Source organism: Arthrobacter sp. TE12232, from assembly GCF_054062615.1.
Window position 1 is genome coordinate 3,107,105 of sequence record NZ_JBSSFK010000001.1, and the last position, 21,128, is coordinate 3,128,232.

General features: G+C 65.8%; 18 protein-coding genes. 6 read left to right on the forward strand and 12 right to left on the reverse strand.

What is annotated here, in order from left to right:
• Positions 1-14 precede the first annotated feature (14 nt).
• The 4 genes from ACVWZ7_RS13790 to ACVWZ7_RS13805 all read left to right on the forward strand — a co-directional run bounded on the left by ACVWZ7_RS13790 (position 15) and on the right by ACVWZ7_RS13805 (position 5,002).
• Positions 15-1,511 carry an MFS transporter gene (locus tag ACVWZ7_RS13790; protein ID WP_456508187.1) on the forward strand — a complete coding sequence of 499 codons (1,497 nt, stop codon included), beginning with the start codon at positions 15-17 and terminating at the stop codon, positions 1,509-1,511.
• A gap of 19 nt (positions 1,512-1,530) precedes the next feature.
• Positions 1,531-3,108, forward strand: a complete 1,578-nt coding sequence (locus ACVWZ7_RS13795) for a GMC oxidoreductase (RefSeq protein ID WP_456508188.1) — start codon at positions 1,531-1,533, stop codon at positions 3,106-3,108.
• A 75-nt stretch (positions 3,109-3,183) separates the two neighbouring features.
• Positions 3,184-4,146: a LysR family transcriptional regulator gene (locus tag ACVWZ7_RS13800; RefSeq protein ID WP_456508189.1), complete on the forward strand. Its 963-nt coding sequence runs from the start codon at positions 3,184-3,186 to the stop codon at positions 4,144-4,146.
• A gap of 73 nt (positions 4,147-4,219) precedes the next feature.
• The gene (locus tag ACVWZ7_RS13805; RefSeq protein WP_456508190.1) at positions 4,220-5,002 is read left to right on the forward strand and encodes an SDR family NAD(P)-dependent oxidoreductase; all 783 of its coding nucleotides are present in this window, start codon (positions 4,220-4,222) and stop codon (positions 5,000-5,002) included.
• Positions 5,003-5,021: 19 nt separating this feature from the next.
• Here the strand turns inward: ACVWZ7_RS13805 and ACVWZ7_RS13810 are convergent, their stop codons facing one another.
• The 9 genes from ACVWZ7_RS13810 to ACVWZ7_RS13850 form a co-directional block, all read right to left on the reverse strand.
• Positions 5,022-5,798, reverse strand: coding sequence for an SDR family NAD(P)-dependent oxidoreductase (locus tag ACVWZ7_RS13810; RefSeq protein WP_456508191.1), 777 nt, complete (start codon positions 5,796-5,798; stop codon positions 5,022-5,024).
• Position 5,799: 1 nt separating this feature from the next.
• Complete coding sequence (locus ACVWZ7_RS13815; protein ID WP_456508192.1) at positions 5,800-6,798, reverse strand: fumarylacetoacetate hydrolase family protein; 999 nt, start codon at positions 6,796-6,798, stop codon at positions 5,800-5,802.
• 12 nt (positions 6,799-6,810) lie between these two features.
• Positions 6,811-7,884 carry an amidohydrolase family protein gene (locus ACVWZ7_RS13820; protein ID WP_456508193.1) on the reverse strand — a complete coding sequence of 358 codons (1,074 nt, stop codon included), beginning with the start codon at positions 7,882-7,884 and terminating at the stop codon, positions 6,811-6,813.
• The gene (locus ACVWZ7_RS13825) at positions 7,881-9,005 is read right to left on the reverse strand and encodes an FAD-dependent oxidoreductase (protein WP_344367007.1); all 1,125 of its coding nucleotides are present in this window, start codon (positions 9,003-9,005) and stop codon (positions 7,881-7,883) included. Before ACVWZ7_RS13825 ends, ACVWZ7_RS13820 begins: the two co-directional genes overlap by 4 nt.
• An 88-nt stretch (positions 9,006-9,093) precedes the next feature.
• On the reverse strand, positions 9,094-10,140 hold the full coding sequence (locus ACVWZ7_RS13830; RefSeq protein WP_456508194.1) for a cyclase family protein: 1,047 nt from the start codon (positions 10,138-10,140) through the stop codon (positions 9,094-9,096).
• The gene (locus ACVWZ7_RS13835) at positions 10,137-11,099 is read right to left on the reverse strand and encodes a fumarylacetoacetate hydrolase family protein (RefSeq protein WP_456508195.1); all 963 of its coding nucleotides are present in this window, start codon (positions 11,097-11,099) and stop codon (positions 10,137-10,139) included. The genes ACVWZ7_RS13830 and ACVWZ7_RS13835 overlap by 4 nt, the downstream gene beginning before the upstream one ends.
• A 7-nt stretch (positions 11,100-11,106) precedes the next feature.
• Positions 11,107-12,126: a VOC family protein gene (locus ACVWZ7_RS13840; RefSeq protein WP_344367001.1), complete on the reverse strand. Its 1,020-nt coding sequence runs from the start codon at positions 12,124-12,126 to the stop codon at positions 11,107-11,109.
• 159 nt (positions 12,127-12,285) lie between these two features.
• Positions 12,286-12,987 carry an SCO1664 family protein gene (locus tag ACVWZ7_RS13845; protein WP_456508196.1) on the reverse strand — a complete coding sequence of 234 codons (702 nt, stop codon included), beginning with the start codon at positions 12,985-12,987 and terminating at the stop codon, positions 12,286-12,288.
• A 46-nt stretch (positions 12,988-13,033) separates the two neighbouring features.
• Entirely contained in the window at positions 13,034-13,702 is a 669-nt protein-coding gene (locus ACVWZ7_RS13850; RefSeq protein ID WP_456508197.1) for an MSMEG_4193 family putative phosphomutase, read from the reverse strand.
• 146 nt (positions 13,703-13,848) lie between these two features.
• Between ACVWZ7_RS13850 and ACVWZ7_RS13855 the strand changes: the two genes are divergently transcribed.
• Both ACVWZ7_RS13855 and ACVWZ7_RS13860 read left to right on the forward strand, forming a co-directional pair.
• Positions 13,849-15,237, forward strand: a complete 1,389-nt coding sequence (locus ACVWZ7_RS13855) for a sigma 54-interacting transcriptional regulator (RefSeq protein WP_456508198.1) — start codon at positions 13,849-13,851, stop codon at positions 15,235-15,237.
• Between the two features lie 30 nt (positions 15,238-15,267).
• Positions 15,268-17,271, forward strand: a complete 2,004-nt coding sequence (locus tag ACVWZ7_RS13860; protein ID WP_456508199.1) for a vWA domain-containing protein — start codon at positions 15,268-15,270, stop codon at positions 17,269-17,271.
• Positions 17,272-17,291: 20 nt separating this feature from the next.
• On the opposite strand, the gene ACVWZ7_RS13865 is transcribed toward ACVWZ7_RS13860, so the two are convergent.
• From ACVWZ7_RS13865 to ACVWZ7_RS13875, 3 genes are all read right to left on the reverse strand, one after another.
• The gene (locus tag ACVWZ7_RS13865) at positions 17,292-17,942 is read right to left on the reverse strand and encodes a M15 family metallopeptidase (protein ID WP_344366989.1); all 651 of its coding nucleotides are present in this window, start codon (positions 17,940-17,942) and stop codon (positions 17,292-17,294) included.
• Between the two features lie 307 nt (positions 17,943-18,249).
• Entirely contained in the window at positions 18,250-19,593 is a 1,344-nt protein-coding gene (locus ACVWZ7_RS13870) for an MFS transporter (protein ID WP_456508200.1), read from the reverse strand.
• 25 nt (positions 19,594-19,618) lie between these two features.
• Complete coding sequence (locus tag ACVWZ7_RS13875) at positions 19,619-21,031, reverse strand: M20 family metallopeptidase (protein WP_456508201.1); 1,413 nt, start codon at positions 21,029-21,031, stop codon at positions 19,619-19,621.
• Positions 21,032-21,128: the final 97 nt, after the last annotated feature.

The following is a 21,128-nucleotide window of genomic DNA, read 5'->3' on the forward strand; positions in this document are numbered from 1 at the left end:
TCGGGTAGATCACTATGCCACTTTCGCCTTTGAGACTCCGTCTCCTTGTTATCTCCCTCCTTACGGTCTCTTTCCTCGGAGCCCTTGACCACACTGTGGTGTCCACATCCTTGGCCACCATTGCCGGTGAGTTGGGCGCACTGAAACTGATGAGCTGGGTCGTTGTGGGTTATACCCTCGCCAGCACCGTGCTGCTGCCCGTGCTCGGCAAGCTGGGTGATGTGCTCGGAGCGCGGCGGATCTTCCTCGGTTCGCTGGTCATGTTCCTGGCCGCCTCCCTGGCCTGCGGTTTCGCCCAGGACATGGCATGGCTCATCGCGGCGCGTGTCCTGCAGGGGATGAGCTCCGCGGGCCTGCAGTTGATGTCCCAGACCATCATTGCCCGGGTCACGACGCAGCGGGAACGGCCGCGCTACATGGCCATCATTGGTGCGGCTTTCCCTATCGCGATCCTCGTTGGCCCGGTCCTCGGCGGCGCCATTACCGATTACTGGGGCTGGTCGTGGGTCTTCTGGATCAATATTCCGGTCGGCGCAGCGGCCCTGGGCCTCGCAGTGATCGCTGTTCCGCATCTGGAACCGGGACCCATGCCGCGCCACTTCGACGTCGCCGGGGCGGCTGTTTTCACCACGGCCCTGGTGGCCCTCGTGCTCGCCGTCACGTGGGCTGCTGAACGGAGCGCCGGCCCTGGCACCGCTGCGGCGCTTGCAGTGAGCGTCTTGGGCTTCGTTGCCTTCTTCTTTATTGAGCGGCGGGCTCCCGAACCCATCGTGCCGCTCCACGTCTTCGCGAACCGGACCATTGCGGCAGGCACCGCCTTATCGGCGATCATCGGCGTCGGGCTTTTCTCCATCACGGCCTACCTGCCCACTTACTTCCAGATGGCCTACCAAACCACCGCCACGGTGTCCGGGTTCGTCCCCATCGCAACAGTGTTCGGCATGCTGATCAGCAACCTTCTCACGGGATGGCTGGCCACCCGGACCGGGCGGTACCGCATCTTCCCGATCCTGGGAACCTCTCTGGGAGCGGCCGGACTTTCTGTGATGGCGTTGCTGCCCGCGGGGCTTCCGTTGTGGGTGCCCATGATCGTTATGGGTGTGGTTGGTATGGGCACCGGTGCGTTCATGAGCTTGATCGTCGCAGTGGTCCAGGGGGCCGTTCCGGCCAGCCAGACAGGCACCATCACGGCAACCGTCAACCTGGTGCGGCAGGTGGGCTCAACGGTCGCGACGGCGATCATCGGCGGGGTGATCGGCTTCGGCGTGGCGGCCCTATTGCCAGTAGGTTTTGACGCTTCCACCCTTACCCCGCAACTGGTCCACGGGGCGACGCCCGCCGTCCGGGCCACCATCGCGCAGATCTATAGTGCAGTCTTCACACCCATCTTCATCTCCCTGGCGGCCACCTACGCCGTGGGCATTGTCGCAGCGATCCTGCTCCCGCATGGCCGCCTCTCCGACGAACCGGTTCCCGCCCCCCAAACAACTTCCGAAACACTTTCGGCCTGATTTTTTCGAAGGAGACACCATGTCCAATCCCACTATTGCCATCGTCGGCAGCGGGCCCATCGGTTCCACCTATGCTCGGGTGATCCTCGAGCGGGTCCCTGAAGCCCGGGTGGTGATGTTCGAAGCAGGACCACAGCTGACGAACCTTCCCGGCGAGAGCGTCCGGAACATTGCAGACCCTGGCGAAAAGGCCCGTGCGCGGGAAATGTCGCAGGGACCGCAGGCCGGCGCCTACCGTGAATCGCTCGGCATCCCGGCCGGGACGGTCACCGAGGGAATGTTCACCGCCCGTCAGGGCACCCATCTGCTCGATTTCGGTGGAGCCGGCTCCGCCCACGCTTCCTCTTTTCCCGCAGCGGCTGCGGCCACCAACGTCGGCGGCCAAGGTGCGCACTGGACCTGCGCCACGCCGTCGCCGGCGTTCAGCGAGAAGATTCCGTTCATCGCCAACGAGGAGTGGGATGAGCTGATCGGCCAGGCAAAGGAGCTCCTGCACGTCCACAGTGCCGCGTTCGCCGATTCCACCGTCGGCGAAGCCATTAGGTCACTCCTTGACGAAGAGTTCGGCGCGGAACTGCCGGAGGGGTACGGCGTTGGCACCCTTCCGGTTGCCGGAGACCCGCAACCGGACGGCTCCGTGCGCTGGGCGGGCGCCGACGTCGTCCTCGGTCCGCTCATCGATAAGGACAGTGCGCTCTCAAAGAAGTTTGAACTCCGTGACCTCACCCTGGTCCGCCGCGTGGAGCTGGACGGACACCGGGCTAGCGGGGTCACCGTCCAGGACCTGCGCACGGGCGAGATGTCATTTGTGGCGGCGGACGCCGTTGTCGTGGCGGGGGATGCCTTCCGCTCACCGCAGCTCCTGTGGGCTTCGGGCGTGCGACCGCAGGCGCTCGGCCACTACCTGACCGAGCATCCCGTGGTCATCTCCACGGTGGCGCTGGACGCCGAAAAGATGCGCCGCTTCGCCACGGAGGAGGACCTCGACGCCGAACTGGCCCGGCGCGCATTGAACCCGGCAGACCCTGTTGCGGCAGTGAACCGCATCCCGTTCTCCGAGCCCGAGCACCCTTTCTCGGTCCAGGTGATGTATTCCGAATCGACTCCGTTCCCGATGGAGCCGGGAACCCCCTACTCCGAGAACCGCTGGGGTTACGTCAACATGGGCTACGGCATGCGCAAGCACCCGCGCTACGAGGATGCCGTCACTTTCGACGACAACGAACCGGACTACCGGGGATTCCCCAACATGAGCATCGAGTACGCGCTCACTGAACGGGAAAACGCGGAAATCGCCGAGGCCACCGAGCGGCTGCGGCGTGCCGGCAAGGCCCTTGGCGCCTTCGTTGCCGAGCCCCGCCTCATGCCGAACGGCTCGAGCCTGCACTACCAGGGCACCATGCGCCTGGGTGAAACCGACGACGGCACCTCGGTGGCGGATCCGTGGTCACGTGTGTGGGGCTACGACAACCTGGTGGTGGGCGGAAACGCTCTCATTCCGACGGCAACGGCCATGAATCCCACGCTGATGAGTGTGGCCATCGCCGTCCGCGGCGCCCGGAAGGTTGCCGAAGCGCTTGGATCGGAGGGCGCCTGAGCTGACAGCTCTTGGGAAGCCGGGTGCCACCGACCGCTAAGACGGCCGGACTCGGAGCACAGATAACCTATGGGTATGAAGAACCTGGACCTGAACCTGTTGCCCCAACTGCAGGTCCTGCTGGAGCTGCGCAACGTTTCCCGGGCGGCTGAAAGGCTCCAGCTCAGCCAGCCAGCCACCAGCGCCGCGATGGCCAGGCTCCGGCGCCATTTCGACGACCAACTCCTGGTGCGGAACGGCCGAACCTATGACCTCACGCCCTTCGCGCAGTCCCTGGTTCCGCTGGTTGATGAAGCAATGCTTCACATCCAGCGGGCCACGCGTGTACGGTCCGGGTTCGACCCCGCCACGAGCGAGCGGGAATTCATCATCGCAGCCTCGGACTATGCGGCGGCTCTGATTGTGGGTCCCCTGCGGGGGATCCTGCGCGAGGCTGCACCCGGAGTGTCTGTGGATTTCGTTCCCACAGCCAAGTCCGGGATCCAGGGCCAGATGGCCGACTACTCTAAAATCGACCTTCTCGTCGGGCCCACGGGATACCACATGCAGGGAGCAAGCAAGCAGCTCTTCCGGGACAGCTTCGTGGCTGTGGCTGACACCGGAAATCCCCTGCTCCAGCGGCCCCGGCTCACGCTGGGGGACCTGGCCACCGTTCCCCACGCCGTCGGCTATTTCGGCGAGGGAATCAGCACCCCGGCGGACAAGCTGTTCGAGTCGCGGGGCATCCAGCGCCGCGTGGCGGCTGTGGTGGCCGGATTCCTGTCCCTGCCACTCCTGGTGGAAGGGACAGACCTTGTGGCGCTGGTCCCGGGAATGCTGGCAGCACGGGCCCAGCGCGGTGCGGAAATCGTTGTGCTGGAGTTCACGGACGACGCTGAAGCGTCCCTTGTGGAAGCGATGTACTGGCACCCGTCCCAGACGGAGGACCCTGCCAGCGTCTGGCTGCGTTCCGTGGTCCAGCGGGCCTGTTCGCGGCTGCACGAACTTTTCCCCGTCGCCGCCCACCCGGTGACTATTCGTGCGGCGGATACTACCTAGAGCCAAAGCGCCATTCCCCGTTCGGACCAACCCTGCGAAAGTCGAAGAAACGTACTTTCAGAAGGGACCCCCCATGCCTGTCTCCAGCCAGCGCCTGGCCGGCAAAACCGCCGTCATCACCGGAACGTCCAGCGGCCAAGGCAGGGCGGCGGCGCTGGCCTTCGCGGAGGCAGGGGCCATAGTGATCGGCTGCGACATGGACGACGCCGGCGCCGCAGGCACCGTCCGCCAGGTCACCGCAGCCGGGGGCCGGATGTGCAGCAGCCGGGTAGACCTGACGGACGAGCCCGCTGTGGCGGCATGGGCGCAGGACGTAGCCGCAAACCATGGCCAGATCCACATCCTGTACGCTAACGCGGCGGTCACCCGCTTCGCCCCGGTGGAGCAGCTCACGTTTGCCGACTGGAAGTGGAATGTTGAACACGAGATGGACGTGGTGTTCCTGCCGGTCAAATACTTCTGGCCACAACTGATCCGGGCGCAGAACGCCGCCATCGTGCTGGTGGGATCCACGGCAGGAGTTACCGGTTCCATGACCAACGGCCGGCTGGCCCACACCGCCACGAAAGGAGCCGTGGTGGCCATGACCAGGCAGCTCGCGGCCGAAGGGGCTCCGCATGGACTGCGCGTCAATGCTGTCAGCCCCGGAATGATCCGCACTGCAGCCACCGAGGGCAACCTCCTGGCCGCCGACCACCCCATGCGTTCCATCGCCGGCAGCATCCCGCTGGGCAGGATCGGCTCGCCGGAAGAAGTGGCCAAGTGCGCGCTGTTCCTGGCCTCCGACGAAGCGTCATACGTGACGGGCGCCAACCTGATGGTCGACGGCGGCTGGTCGGCGGTGCTGCCGGGTTAGTTGGCATCGTGCTGCAGGGCTAGCGCATGGCATCGGAGACAGACTTTGCTCCGCCGTGGCCTGACTGGCCCCCGTCCACGGGGATCTCGGCACCGGTCACGAACGAAGAGAGCGGGCTCAGGAGGAACAACACGACGCCGGCCACCTCCTCCACGCTTCCAGTGCGCCCCAGCGGGGTCTCGGCCATGGTCGCCTGCCTGAACTCGGCCTTGGCGCTCGCCGTCATGGGCGTTTCGATGAAGCCTGGGTGGACAGAATTGACCCTAATTCCCCGGGGGCCAAGTTCCATGGCAGCCACCTGGGAGAGGCCCCGCAGTGCCCATTTACTGGCGGTGTAGGCCACCGGATAGTGTGCGGTCAGGCCCGCCACGGAGCCCACGATCACAATCGCGGAGCCACTGGCCATCAGCGGCGCGAGGGTCTGGATGCCGAGCAGGACTCCGGCAACGTTCACCTCGTAGACGTTCTGCAGGTCAGCCACAGAGGCATCCAGCAACCGGCTCCGCTGGGTGATGCCTGCATTGTTGACCAGCCCGTCCACCTGCCATCCCTGGGACCGGATCCATTGAGCGAGATCGGACCAGCCGGAGGCATCGCTGACGTTCAGCTGCCGGTACACGAGCGCACCGGGCGACGTCGATGACACGACGGCCAGCCCAGCCGGCATGTCCGCGGCGAGGTCTGTGGCGATGACACGGGCCCCGGCCTCCACCAGCATGCGCGCCTCCGCCGCGCCCTGGCCCTGGCCCGCGCCGGTGACCACCACAGTCCGGCCATCGAGCTGAAGGGAGACCACCCTAAGTCCCGGAAATAACCGCGGAGGCAACCCGGTTGCGCGGACGCTGCCGGGCACGCACACGGGTCCCGGCGTTGCGGCGTTCACCCACCGTGTTCTCGATGCTGCCGATGCCTTCCACCGTCATGCGGACCACGTCGCCGGTCTTCAGCGGCGGGGGAGTCTGTGAGCCGTTCCGCCCCCAGAGCTCCGCGAGGCAACCGCTGCCGCACGTGCCGGAGCCCAGCACATCGCCCGGGCGCACCACGGAATCCTGCGAGGCGTACGCCACCAGCTCGGCGAAGGGCCAGCCCATATTGGACAGCAGGTCCTGGCCGATGGTTTCGCCGTTGACTTCCACGGCCATGGAGATCGGCAGGAACCCCTCCGCGTCGTGCAGGTCCTCGAACTCATCGGCGGTGACAATCCAGGGCCCCAGAGTGTTGGCGAAGTCCTTGCCTTTGCACGGCCCCAGGCTGACTTTCATCTCTCGGCGCTGCAAGTCGCGCGCCGACCAGTCGTTGAGGACGGTATAGCCGAAAATATGCCGGTGCGCTTCCGTCGCGGTCAGGTTCCTGCCGTTGCTGCCAGGGACGCGCCCGACGACGGCGGCGACTTCCGTTTCGAAGTCCAGGTCGTCGCAGCCCGCCGGAATGCCGATCACCTCACCGGTGCCGGTCACCGTGTGGGGGTTTGTGAAGTAGAAGGTGGGTGCCTCGTACCACTCGGGCACCACGCCCGCCACGCCGTCGATGCTTTTCCGCACGCCTTCGACGTGTTCCTCGAACGCCACAAAGTCCCGGATGGTGGCCGGCAGCAGCGGGGCGAGCAGCTGCACTTCGGCCAGGGGGACGGCAGGGCCAGAACCGATGACTTGCCGGGCAAGACTCAGCGTCTCGTCCAGTCCGGCGTCCAAAAGGGTCTGGACACTCTGGCCCATGGGCAGGGCGTAGCAGGTTCCGTTGTCCAAGAAGCCGGACTGCGTCCCGCCGTCGTGGTTCCAGCGTGCAATCTTGACCATGAAAATTCTTCCTTAGGCTGTACGGCGGGAGGTAAGGATTGAAGCGGGCGTGATGCCCAGGGCGGCAGCGTTGCCGGCCAGCACTTTGGCCTTGTCCTCGGGAGGAAGCAATGCCTCGGCTACCTCCGCCACGGGGAGGTCGGAGCCCATGTCGAACGGGTAGTCCGAGCCGAGCAGCACCCGTTCCGGGCCAGCGGCGGCCACGAGGGCGCGCAGTTCAGCAGCGCTGTGGACCAGCGAATCGAAGTACAGCTTCTTCAGATATGACGACGGCGGCTGGGCGCAGCCGTGTGCCTCGGGCCGGACCCGCCAGGCATGGTCTGAGCGGCCCAGAGTGGTCGGGAGGTAGCCGCCGCCGTGCGCCGCCAGAATCTTAAGGTCCGGGTGCCGGTCCAGGACGCCACTGAAGATCAGGTGGGACAGGGCCACCGCGTTTTCTGCGGGCTGGGAGACGGTGTTGGCGAGGTAGAAGCGGTCCAGCCGCTCATCCAGCGAGCAGCCGAACGGGTGCAGGAACACCACGGCCTCCAGCTCCTCGGCACGGGTCCAGAACGGTTCCAGACGGGGGTCGGAAAGTTCAACGGAGCTGCGCTCCGGGTCGCCGGGAGTGGCGGCAAACGAGCCGATTTCCACGCCAAGCAGCCCGCACTCAAGCACAGCGTGGTCCAGCGCTTCCACCATCAGGGCTGGGTGCTGGAGCGGCACGAGACCGAGCCCGTTCAGCCGCTCCGGAGCGCGGCCCACGAACTCCAGCACCGCCTGGTTGGCGGACTTGGCCACCTGCAGGGCCAGATCCTCGCCGGCGAAGTAGTAGAAGTGCGACGGGGACGGCGAGACCAGCTGGGCGTCCACGCCTTGGGCGTCCATGTCCGCCAGCCGGCGGTCCAGGTCCGTCAGCTGCGGCCATCGCTCCTTGATCATCCGGCCCGAAGCGGCCATGGACTCCGGTCCGTTGCGGCGCACTTCCAAGGCCTGCTGGGCGCCGAACCCCTCGGGATCAGCTTCGGCCACCAATTGCTGCAGGGCCGGAAGCAGGATGTGGGCGTGTACGTCCACAGTGGGCGTTTCAGCAGAGTGGGCGCTCATGCGGGTTCCCTCAGCAAGGTGGACAGCGAGTGCATCAGGCCGGGCACATCGGCGTCCCGAACGCCGTCGAGCATCCACTGGCCCAGCTGGACGGAGGCGCTGACCACCGCCTTTGCCCGGTCCAGGCGGCGGTCGGTGAACTCCTTCCACAGGGTCTCCGTGAGGTCGTCGGCCTGTATCAGCAGCTCGGCCAGCACGGCGGCGTCTTCCAGGGCCATGGCAGCCCCTTGTGCCACCGTGGGCGGGCAGCTGTGGGCGGCGTCGCCGATGATGACGGTGCGGCCGCGGTTCCACGGCCCGTCGACCAGGTGGGTGGTGAACCACGTGTAGTTGATGCGGGCGCTCTGGTCCAGGCTCGCGCGGATTTCGTTCCAGGGGCCGCCGTAGGCTGCCGCGAGTTCGGTCATGATGCGGGGGCCGTCTTCGTGCTTGCGCTCCTGGGCCTTCTCTACGAGGTAGGCGTAGATGGTGTCCGGGCCGGTGGGGCAGTAGCCGGCGATGAAGCAGGGGCCGCCGTAGGTCAGGTCGGTGCGGACCACGTCCTCTGGCCGCTCCACGAACGCGCGCCAGATACCCATCCCTGTGGGCTGGGGTTCGACGTCGATGCCGATGGCCTTACGGACAGCGGAGTGCAGGCCGTCGGCACCAATCAGGAGGTCGTAGCGTGCGGTGCCGCCGTCGGCGATGCTGACGGTGACGGAACCGCCGTCGTCCGTTATTCCGGTGACGGTCTTGCCATAGCTGATCCGTGCACCTGCCTGCTCAGCCCGTTCGCGGAGGATCGCAGTCAGGTCGGGACGGTACATTCCCAGCGTGGCGGGGAGGTCCTCGCCGCCGGTCCGGATGTCCTCGAGGACCGCGATGACGGTGCCGTCGGGGTTCGGGGCGCGCAGGCCGAGGGTGCTGAACGCGTAGCCTTTCGCCTCGATCTGCTCCCAGACGCCGAGCTGGCGGAAGATCCGTAACGCGTTGCCCTGCAGCGTGATTCCCGATCCGAGAGTCTGCGGGGCTTCCGCCTTCTCCAGGACTTCCACGTGGATTCCGGCGTCGGCCAGGAGGATGGCTGCGGTCAGTCCCGCGGCTCCCGCCCCGACGATTCCGACGTTCTGTACTGCTGCCATCGCTGACTCCTTTGTATTGACGGCGTAACTGCTGGTGGTTGTGTTGCTGTTGTACTGAAAGCTACCGGACCGCGATTACCGGACCCGATTACCGGACGGCGATCGGGTTGACGGGTGACCCCACGGCACCGGTGATGGGAAGCGGAGCGGCGGTGAGCAGGAAGTCATACCTTCCGTCCGCCGCGCACGCTTCCGCCAGGCCGTCCGGGTCCCACATTTCACCCAGGAACAGCCCGAGATTCGGGATGGCGATCTGGTGGAGTGGCTGGAAGGCGCCCTCAAACTCGTTGGGACGGACCTCGAAGCCCCAGGTGTCGGTGGCGATTCCGGCGATTTCGCTGCGGTGCAGCCACGGCCCGGTGCTGAACGACAGCCCGGGGGCGGAGCCGCCGGCGTAATCGCCCCAGCCGTCGCGGCGGACCCGGGTGTGCTGCCCGGTGCGGATTACCACGATGTCGCCCCGGCCTACTCGGGAGCTTGGCCCCTGCAGTTCAATGGTCCGCTGGAGGTGCTCCGGGGTGATGGCGAAGCCGTCCGGCAACTCGCCGTCGCTCCGTCCCATATCGGGTCCGAGCGCGCGCCCAACGTCCAGCAACACACCCCGGGTCACGATCTTCGCCGCAGCGGTTTCGATCCCGGTCACGAGGTCACCTTCAGAGGTGACCACGTCCCCGGCAGCACGGCCATTCCAAGCCTTGCCTTGGTCGAAAATGTGGCCCAGGCCGTCCCACTGCGTGGAGCACTGCAACGGCATGGCAATGACGTCGTCTGCTCCGCCGAAGCCGTGCGGGAATCCCTGGTTGCCGCGTTCGGCGTCCACGCCGGTGTCGGTCATGGTGTGCACGGGGTTGGTGCGGCGGCGCCAGCCCTTCTGTGGTCCGTTGGTGTCGAAAGGCTGGGACAGCGAGAAGGCCTCGCCCGTCTTCACCAGGGCTGCTGCTTCGATGCGTTTGGCCGCGTCGATGAAGTTCAGGGTCCCCAGAACGTCGTCTGCGCCCCAGCGGCCCCAATTGTTGTGGGCTGCGGCCATGGCGCGGATGCTGCCAAGCGGGTCCTCACGCCGGATCACCGGGGAAGCAGTGGCTGATTCCCCGGTGGCGGAGATGGTGGCAGGGGAGATGTCTTGGGCGGTCACGGCTGGCTGCCTTCAGTTTGCACTTCGTCCCTGCAGCGGATCAGCTGGGTGCCCAGCCCGGTGATGGTGCCTTCCATGACGTCGCCGTCCTGGAGCAACCGGCCCCAGTGCTGTCCGTTGCCGGCGGGGCTTCCGGTCAGGACCAGGTCGCCGGGGCGCAGCGGCATGATCTGGGAGGCCTCGCTGACCAGCTTGGCGACCCCGAAGATCATGTCCCGGGTGGATTCGTCCTGCATGGCCTGGCCATTGAGCTTCAGCGTCACCTGGACGTCCTGCGGGTCGCCGAAGAACTTTGCCGGCACCAGCAGCGGTCCGGTCGGCAGGAAGCCTGGGGCGTTCTTGGCCCGGTACCAGTCCGAGCCGATGGCAGGCATGTCCTTGCGGAAAACGTACTCCCGGGTGGTGATGTCGTTGACCATGGTGTAGCCGAACACGTACTCCAGGGCTTCCTCGGGGGTGACCCGGAATGCCGTCCTGCCGATGACCGCTGCAAGTTCCAGCTCCCAGTCATGGGACTTGGAATAGGACGGCAGAGTGAGGTCCTCCGTCGCGGACGCGATCGCCGTCGGGAGTCCAATGAAGAAGTACGGCGTGCCCTGCCCTGCCCGCTGATCCATCATGGCCGCCGTCTTGGCGCGCACTTCTTCCTCGTCCTCGCCCTGGCCGCGGTGCGCTGCGGCGAGGTCGATCACGTGCTTGCGGTAGTTGGCGCCGGTCTGGAGGACCTGGACCGGCTCCACCGGGGCAAGGAGCTCCACGTCGGCCGCTGCCAGGCCAGTACGCTCAGCGGCAGAAGCGGCGATGGCATCCAGTTGGCACTCCGTGGTGTCCCAGTGCTCAATGATGGAATTGATGTCCTCATTCAGCGGCACGACACGACCGCCCACCAGCATGCCTGCCCGGGCCTTGGTGTCACCCGGTTCCTGAAAGCGGATCAGAGAATACGTAGCTTCAGCCATGGCGCCGTTAGCCCCGTCCCTGCTTGGCGTAGGGGTTCAGGAGGGCTTCCTTCATCTCGGGGGAAGCGCCCTCTTCGGTGGCCGTGAAGCCTTCGGCGGGAGGGAATGATTCGGTCATGGAGTGCGGCATGGCGCCGTTCTTGTAGAAGTTGTTCGAACCTTCGGAGGGCTTCCAGGTGTTGGCCTCCCAGTCCGGGACGTAGTTGCGGTAGCCGCCGGAGTTAAGCTCCACGCGCAGGCCTGACGGCTCGCGGAAGTAGAGGAAGTTCTGCTCACCCACGCCGTGAATGGAGGGACCGTATTCCATCGGGGTGCCGTTTTCCATCATGACGTCCGCGGTGCGCAGCAGGTCCTCGGTGGCGTCAACCCAGAAAGCGATGTGGTTGACGCGCCCGGGGCGGTTGGAGGTGTCCAGGACAACGCCGAGGTCGTGGGATTTTTCATTGGTGGTGAGCACGGAGAAGACGGTGATGGGGGCCTCGTCCAGGTCCACGAATGCCATGACGCGGAAGCCGAGGGCCTCGTTGTACCACTTGGCGAAGCCGCGGACGTCAGACGTGGCGACGGTGACGTGGTCCAGGAATCGGGGAGCGGCGGCGTGGCTGCTGCGGCGTTCCGGCCGGTCAGGGTAGGTGGACTCGAAGCCGGCTTCGGCGACGAACTTATCCACGTCGTAGAACAGGCGCATGTGGTGGCCGTAGGGGCCGGTGAATTCGTATGCCTTGCCGTAGCCGTGGCCGCCGGCGGTCCAGTTGCCCTGGACTCCGGCTGCTTCGACGCCCCGGGCTGCTGCTTCGAGGGCTGCCTGGGAGTTGGTGCGCCAGGCCATCCGGCCCAGCGAGGCTTCCGGTCCTTCGGTGATGACGAGGCTGTAGCGGTAGTAGTCGCCCCAGCAGCGCAGGTAGACGTTGCCGTTTACCCGGTCGATGATGCGCATGCCGAACTTTTCCTCATAGAACCGTGCCGAGGCTTCGACGTCCGGGGTGGTGATCTCGAGGTGGGCAAGATGGGAGAGGGGAGTTTCCACGTTGAAGTCCTTCTATGTTGCTGCTGGACGGGACCAGCGGGTCTAGTAACCAGACTGAAGCACCAGAGCTATTCGGTGAAGGGTCGTTTCCTGATGCCACCTATTTGTCTGGCGGATAGTTGAAGTGATCCTCGACCCGCGCGTTCCGGAAGCAGCCACCTACACGAGCGGCCACGGGTAACGCATGCCGGTGCGATCAACCGGCAGCACCCCTGCGCGCAGCAGTCGCTGCACGCGGCGCTGCAGGGCGGTGACCTCGTCATCGTCGAGTAGTTCGGCCAGCTCGGGAGGCGCGGCCTCCGCGAAAGAGGAGATGTCCTCGAGCAGGGCACCGGGGATGGGGTCGCCGGCGAAGTCCCAGATCACGGTGCGGAGTTTGAATGCTGCCGAGAAGCACAGCCCGTGATCAATGCCCCAGATCCGCCCGTCGTCGCCGCGCAGCACGTGGCCGCTCTTGCGGTCCGTGTTGTTGGCGACGTAATCGAACACGGCGATCCGCGCCAGCTCGCGGTGTGTCTCAGGGGCGTCAGCGTAGAGGGTGAAGTAATGCTCCTGAAAGTCGCACTCGATGAACCACTGCAGCGACCCGATCCCCAAGGGGGCGTCCTCGCGGATCACCGTCGCCGGCACGAGTCCCCAATTCAGGGACTCGCTGAGCAGGTAGGCCGCGCGTTCCCGTTTGTAAAGCCCGGGCTCGAAATCGGACAGCGGCCGTTCCCCGGCCTCCGGCTTATAGACCGCATACGCGGCGTCGTCCCCACCGGAGACCTGGACCAGGAACGTCTCGTTGCTGCTGCGGGGGATGCGCCCGAGCAGCTCGACGCGGCCCTCGCTGAGCAGTGTCAGCTTCCGGCCGGACACCGGCCGCCCCGCTTCACCGAAGGTCCCAATGCACGCTGCCCCGAATTCACTGTGCCCTCAACCCGCTGAGCGGCTCCGCCGTCGAATTCACCATCAGCACCGCCGGGTCCTGACCCTCCACAAACGAGATGGCCGACACCGAGCCCGGGCTGATGACAATGCGCTGGAAGAGGTCCAAGGGCGTGCCCAGGGCATGGGCGACCGCGGCCTTGATCGGATCGGCGTGGGAAAAGCACACGACGACACCCCCGGCGTGGGCTGCACGCAGTGCCTCCATCGCGCCGACGATCCGCGCCTGCATCTCCGGAAAGCTCTCGCCGTTGGGGAAGCGGAAGGCGGACGGGCTGTGCTGGACGGTCTGCCATTCCGGCAGGGCCGCCAAGTCGGCGATCGCAGATCCGGTCCAGTCGCCGAAGTCGCATTCGAGCAGCCCGTCGTCGTGGTTTACTTCCAGTCCCGTGCGTGCCACCGTCGGCTCCGCCGTCTCGCAGGCGCGCTCCAGCGGGGACGAATATAGGGCGTCCACTCGTAGTCCAAAGAGCCGGTCCGCGACCCGTTCGGCCTGGGCCAAGCCCCGGTCGGACAGGTGCAGTCCGGGCGCGCGCCCCGGGAGGACCGTGCCTGTCGTCGGCGTCTCCCCGTGGCGCACCAGAAGCAGGAGCGTGCCCTGCCGCTCAGGTGACGTGACGGGTGCCGGCGGAGTTGCTGCAGTCATCAGGATCTAAGCGTAGCGCCAGGGGCCCCGCCCGAGCTTGCGAGGGAAGGGGGAGGCGCAGAGCGGTATGCCGCACTCGGGCCCAAAGCTCAGGAATCTCAAAGAATCCCTCGATTCCCCGCCGGGTACAGGTCTACGGTGGAGGAGTGAGTGATCGCCCCGATATCTTCACTGTTGGTGAACTGCGTGCCTCCGGCCACGTTCACAGGGACCTGCGCCGCGAAATCCGCGACAACCTGCTCGCCGCGCTCGCCGCCGGCCGGGATCCCTGGCCCGGGATGTACGGCTTCAGCCGGACCGTCCTGCCCCAGCTCGAGCGGGCACTGCTCGCCGGCCACGACGTCGTCCTGCTGGGCGAACGGGGACAGGGCAAGACGCGGCTCCTCCGCACCCTGGCCGGGCTGCTGGACGAGTGGTCGCCGGTGATCGAGGACTCGGAACTGAACGAACACCCGTACGAACCCATCACCGAGCACTCCCGCGCCCGTGCCCTCACCGAGGGGGACCGGTTGCGGGTGTCGTGGCGCCACCGCTCGGAACGGTACGTTGAGAAGCTTGCGACGCCGGACACCTCCGTCGCCGACCTGATCGGCGACGTCGACCCCATGCGGGTGGCCGAGGGCCGCCGTCTTGGCGACCCGGAAACCATCCACTACGGCCTGGTCCCACGCTCCAACCGCGGAATCATCGCCATCAACGAACTGCCCGACCTCGCCGAGCGGATCCAGGTGTCGATGCTCAACGTGATGGAGGAGCGCGACATCCAGATCCGCGGCTACGTGCTGCGGCTGCCGCTGGATGTCCTGGTCGTCGCGTCCGCCAATCCGGAGGACTATACGAACCGCGGCCGGATCATTACGCCGCTGCGGGACCGCTTCGGTGCCGAGATCCGCACCCATTACCCGATCGAGCTCGACGACGAGGTCGCCGTTATCCGGCAGGAGGGGCACCTGGTGGCCGGCGTCCCGCCAGTCATCCTCGAGATCCTGGCCCGCTACACCCGGGCGCTGCGGCAGTCCCCGGCGATCAACCAGACCTCCGGGGTTTCCGCGCGGTTCGCCATTGCCGGTGCCGAAACCGTCGCCGCGGCCGCCCTGCGCCGGGCCAGCGTGCGCGGAGAAGACGAAGCAGTCGCCCGGATCATCGACCTGGACGCGGCGGTGGAGGTCCTCGGAGGGAAGATTGAGTTCGAGTCGGGCGAGGAAGGGCGGGAACAGGACATCCTGGACCACCTTTTGCGCATGGCTACCGCGGAAGCGGTGCGGGCGCACTTCCACGGCATCGACATGGGTCCGCTCGTGGCCGCGCTCGACGGTCATTCCACGGTGACCACCGGGGAACTGGTCACGGCGCGGGAGTTCCTCCAAAATCTTCCGCCCCTCAACGGATCCAGCCTCTACGACGAAATCACTGAGCGCCTGGGCGCGACAAACGACGGGCAGCGAGCCGCCGCCGTCGAACTTGCACTGGAAGGGCTCTACCTCGCCCGGCGGATCTCCAAGGAGTCCGACGACGAGGCGACGATCTACGGCTGACTACATCTACGGCTGAGTACAGGAGTGCCCATGAGCGTTCACAACCGGTCCCGATACGGCCGGTATACGGGAGGACCCGATCCGCTCGCCCCGCCGGTCGACCTGGCGGAGGCACTTGAGGCCGTCGCCGAGGACGTCATGGCCGGCTACTCGCCCCGGCACGCCCTGCAGGAGTTCCTGCGGCGCGGCGGCCGCAGCCGGGAAGGGCTCGATGACCTCGCCGGTCGCGTACAGCAGCGGCGGAGTGACCTGCTAAGCCGGCACCGGCTGGACGGCACCCTCAGTGAGGTCCAGAAGCTGCTCGACACTGCGGTGCTGGAGGAGCGCAAGCAGCTCGCCCGCGACGTTCGGATGGACGACACGGACCGCGCCTTACGGGAGATGCAGCTGCAGAACCTGCCGAAGTCCACGGCGGCAGCGGTCAACGAACTCGCCTCCTATGACTGGCAGTCCAGCACCGCCCGGGAAGCCTACGAGCGGATCAAGGACCTGCTGGGCCGCGAGATCCTGGACCAGCGGTTCGCCGGGATGAAGCAGGCGCTCGAGGGCGCCACGGAGGAGGACCGCGCGGCCGTGGCCGAGATGCTGCAGGACCTCAACGAACTCCTCGACAAACACCGGCGCGGGGAGGACGCCGACGCGGATTTCCAGGAGTTTATGGCTAAACACGGCCAGTTCTTCCCGGAGAACCCGCAGTCCGTCGAGGAGCTGATCGACGCGCTCGCCCAGCGCGCGGCCGCCGCCCAGCGGATGCTTCGGTCCATGTCCGCCGAGCAGCGCGAGGAGCTGATGCGGCTCTCCGCCCAGGCGTTCGGCTCCCCGGAGCTTATGGCACAGCTGGGCCAACTCGATGCCAACCTGCAGGCGCTGCGCCCCGGCGAGGACTGGTCCGGCTCCGAACGCTTTGAGGGCGAGGAGGGGCTGGGCCTCGGCGACGGCACCGGCGTGCTGCAGGACCTCGCCGAGCTCGACGAACTCGCCGAACAGCTGTCCCAGTCCTACAACGGCTCCCGCCTGGACGACCTGGACCTGGACGCGCTCGCCCGGCAGCTGGGACAGGACGCTGCCGTGTCCGCCCGGACGCTCGCGGAGATCGAAAAGGCCATGCACGACGGCGGCTTCCTGCAGCGCGGCGCAGACGGCGACCTGCGGTTGTCACCGCAGGCCATGCGACGGCTCGGCAGGTCGCTGTTGCGGGACACCGCCAAGCAGCTTTCCGGACGGCAGGGGCGCCGGGACACGCGCGTTGCCGGGGCGGCCGGGGAACAGACCGGCTCCAGCCGCCAGTGGGAGTTCGGCGACGCCGAACCGTGGGACGTCACCCGAACCATCACCAACGCGATCCGCCGCACGATTGCCGACGGAGGTGACCCGGGGCGCGGATTGCGCCTCGCCGTGGGTGACATCGAAGTGACCGAGACGGAAGCGCGCACGCAGGCCGCCGTCGTCCTGCTCGCGGACGTGTCCTTCTCGATGGCCGCCGAGGGACGGTGGGTGCCTATGAAACGCACCGCACTCGCCCTGCACCATCTGGTCACAACACGGTTCCGCGGCGACCGGCTGCAGCTGATCACGTTCGGCCGGTACGCGCAGTCCATGGATATCGGCGAGCTCACGTCCCTGCCGGCCCTGCGCGAGCAGGGAACCAACCTGCACCACGGATTGCTGCTCGCCGGCAGATTCTTCCGCCAGCACCCGTCCATGCAGCCGGTTCTCTTAGTGGTCACCGACGGCGAACCCACCGCGCACCTGCTGGCCGACGGCGACTCGTGGTTCAATTGGCCGCCGGACCCGGAGACCATCCGTGTCACCATCGCCGAGTTGGACCGCCTTGGGCGGGCCGGTACGCAGGCCACGTTCTTCCGGCTCGGCGACGACCCAGGCCTGGAACGGTTTGTCCAGCGGATGGCCCGCCGGATCGACGGCCGGGTGGTGGCGCCCGACGCCGGGGATCTGGGCGCTGCGGTGGTAGGGGAGTATCTCCGCGCCCACTTCCGCGGACGCCCCTACGACGACGCCGACTGGGCTACATAGACGATCTGCGCGTCGGCGCTTTATTGGAGATAATCCGGGGCCGCTTCCAGGCCGAAGTAATCCTCAAGGGTCTCCGTGCTGCCCATATCGAGGGCGACGTTCTTTCCCACATAGCGCAGATGCCATGGCTCGTAGGTGTAGCCGGTAGTGGCCTCGGCGCCGGCCGGATATCGGATGATGAATCCGTAATCCCGGCAGTTCTTAGCCGCCCACTGCCCCGCCGGGGTATTCGCGAAGCAGGCTTGCAGGGCACAGGTTCCGCTGGCATTGCCGATGTCCATCGCCAGACCGGTCTGGTGCTCGCTGTAGCCGGCTCTCGCAGCCAAGGTATCCGCCGTCGCCTGTCCGTACTGACTCACGTAGCTGTCATAGAGGCTGGCCTGCTGGCTGAACGACCGGTAGCCGCTGATGGGAATGATGTTCACGCCGGCCGCCTTGGCGGCCCTGGTCAACTGCTTGTAGGCGTCCGCAGCCTCCGCCCGCAACCGTTCCCCCTGGACCCTGACCAGCTGCGCCGGCACGTAGGTGGCAGGGTTCAGTTGCCGGTGTTTGTTGACCACCACCTGCAGGCTGGAGGCGGAACTGATGTCGTAGCCCGCCGCGGCCACTGCCGCCACCGACGGTGCGATCATGCCGAGCGAAAGCACCAGCCCCGCCACGGCACCTGTCATCCTACTGATTCCTTTAAGCACGAGGGCTCCTAAGAATTGTCCGGAACAGATGCGGGAACTCTATCGGTCTGCAGGCGCCGGGGTCGAGGGGACGCGCGGACTCGTCGAGGGGCGGGCAGGCCAAGGGCACGGCAAAACACCCGTCAAACGCAAGCGGACGACGGCGGGAGGTCCCGCCGTCGTCCGTGTGGGGCGCAGCCTTAGGCTCGGGAACTGCCGCCGTTGGGCTCCAGCAGGCCGCCGCCGGCCAGGTGTCGGGGGTCGGGGGTCAGGGGGCAGGGGTCAGACGAGTTTAGGTGCTCAATTATCACCGGATCCCGCGGTACTTCAGGCCGCAGCTCAGGGCAACGATACTGAGGCAGGAGAGTGCGGCGATGTAGTAGCCGGGGGACATATTCTGCCCGGTCGCTTGGACGAGGAACGCGGCGATCATCGGCGTGAAGCCTCCGAAGACGGCGACGGCAGTGTTATAGCTGAATGACAGCCCGGTGGCACGGGCCCGGGCGGGGAAGGCATCGGACATGACCGACGGCAGAGCACCGAAATAGATGGCCTTGAGCAGCGCGAGGATGACCATGACGGAGGCCAGGACGAAGAACGTGCGGCCGGCATTGAGCCAAAGGAACAACGGAATTACCGATATTCCGATGGCGCAAGCTGCAGGAATCATTATTTTGGTTCTGCCGTACTTGTCCGACAAGTGCCCCACCATGGGAGTTCCGAAAGTCAGAATGATGCCGGTGAGAACGAGGCAGAAGAATGACGACGATTTGGGCAGCCCGAGTTGTTGGATGCCAAAGGTGGGCATGTAGTCGAGGATGAAGCTCATTGCAGTGGAGACGACGAGGGCGCCCCCAGCGATAAGGATGCCCACTTTCTGGCTCTTGAAGAGATCGCGGATCGGCTCGTGGCGTTCCGGATCGGGCCCGTGGTCTATGGGTGCTTCGTCGACGAATTTGCGGATGTAGTAGCCGGCAGGTCCAACCAGAAGTCCGAAGACGAACGGTATCCGCCAGCCCCAGGACATCATGTCCTCGTTTGACACCACCGTTGTGAGCGCGACAACGAAGATTGCTGCGGTCAGCGATCCCAGACCCTGACTGGCGAATTGGAAGCTTCCCAGGAATCCGCGGCGTTCTGAGTTTTGTGCGATGAGGTAGGACGTTGCCGCGCCAAATTCACCGCCAGCGGAGAAGCCTTGAATGAGACGTGCCACGATGATCCCGAGGGGCGCCAGAATGCCGATGGAATCATAGTTTGGCATGAACGCAATCAGCGCGGTTCCCAACACCATTAGGCGGATTGTCAGCATCAGACCCTTTTTGAGGCCCTTCCGGTCGGCATAGGAGCCAAGGACCAGGCCACCCAACGGGCGGATCAGATAGGACGCGCCGAAAACTGCGAAAGCCTGGATGACCCCGGTGGCAGGGTTATCGGATGGGAAGAAGTTCCTTCCTATGTAGATGGCCAGCAGCGCGTAGATGGACATGTCGAACCATTCGAGCGCATTGCCGATCGTCGCGGCCGCAATCCCGCGGACGGGCGAGGCCATTTTTTGCGGGGGTGTCCTCTTTGGGGACGGGGCGCCGGCTGATGGTTTGGGGCCGGCGACGGCGGTTCCTATCGGGGAGGCCTTTTGTGCAGGGTTCATTGTTTTGCTCCGGTATTGGGTTGGCTCAGGCTGTGGTCGCGGAGAGCGGAAGTTCGACGTTGACGCCGGGCTGGCCCAGATCGTAGAAGAGGCCGCAGGCGATCTTCAGACCCTGGCTGGCGATGGACGCCAGCATGTGTTCGTTGGGTGCGTGTTGGCGGCAGCCGGGATAGGAGTGCGGGATCCAAAGCGTCGGAAGACCCAGAACGCCCTCAAAGACGTGATTCGGCAGGGAACCGCCGATGTTCGGCAGCACTGTGGGCTGGATGCCGGTGGTGCTGTGGATGGAACGGCGTGCCCATTCCACCCAGGGATTGGCGGGGTCGAGGCGGCTCGCGGGAAAGAACGTGGTTTGGCGCACCCGCACCATTTCGAATCCGTGGCGGTCAAGGTGGGCCTGGATGGTGGCTTCAACACCGTCCGTCGGCGTGCCTGCTACGAACCGGAGCTGGAGTATCGCACGCGCCGATCCCGGGATCGCGTGGATCGGTGCTTCGATGTCGCCGGAGCCAAGGGCCAGAACCTCCAGAGCGTTCCAGCCGTAGAGTCGTTCGGCTGGTGTGAGGCCGGTGTCCGCCCAGTCAGTGTCGATGTGCGGGTCCCCGGGAGTGTGAGGAATGGCAATGTTGCTGAGCGCCGTTTTAACGGACTCGGGGATGGTTGTTGGAAGCAGCTCCGGCAAGAGAATTCTTCCGTGCCCGTCGACTAAGGTGCCGATGGCAGCTGCCAGTGTCGTCCCCGGGTTGCGCAGTAGACCGCCCCAGTTGCCGGAGTGGTAGCTGCCGGACCGCAGGTTGACGTCCAGTTCAAACGTGATTCCGCCCCTCGATCCGAGAAAGATTGTTGGCGACTCCGCGCTCAGTCTGGGGCCGTCTGAGGCAATGAAGATGTCCGCCGCCAATTTGTCTTTGTTGACCGAGGAAAATTCATCCAGCGAGGGCGACCCGATCTCCTCGCCGCATTCAAACAGGAACTTCAGATTGAAGCCCAGACGGCCGTTGCTTTCCAGCAGGATGCGCAGCGCCGCCAGATTGATCAGATGCTGGCCCTTGTTGTCGGCCGTTCCGCGGCCATACCAGCGGCCGCCGTCCGCGTCGAGGACCCACGGGCTGCGGTCGTCGTCCCAGCCATCGTCCTGACCACCGACAACATCTGCGTGCCCGTAGCAAAGGACGGTTGGAAGTTCCTCGGACTCGAATCGGGTGCCGATCAGAAACGAGTTGGCCCCGCCGTTCCAGCGGGGATGAAGCTCAGTGTCGCAGCCGAGCTCTGCCAGGGATGGAACGAGAACATCTTCAAGATATGCTTTCAAGGCAATTCGCCCGGCTGCGGTAGCACTCTCCGTCCGGTAAGAAACCAGGCGCTTCAGTTCCTCGAACAGTTGTCCGTCTGAAGCATATGCCTCTGCAATGCTTGATATTTCCTGCGGAAGGGTCATGGTCGGTGCTCCTGGGATAGTGCCTTGTGCCGGGTGAACGGAATCAACGTTAGGAGTGCGCCAGCTCACAAACCAGCATCGTTTTATCAAATGGCGT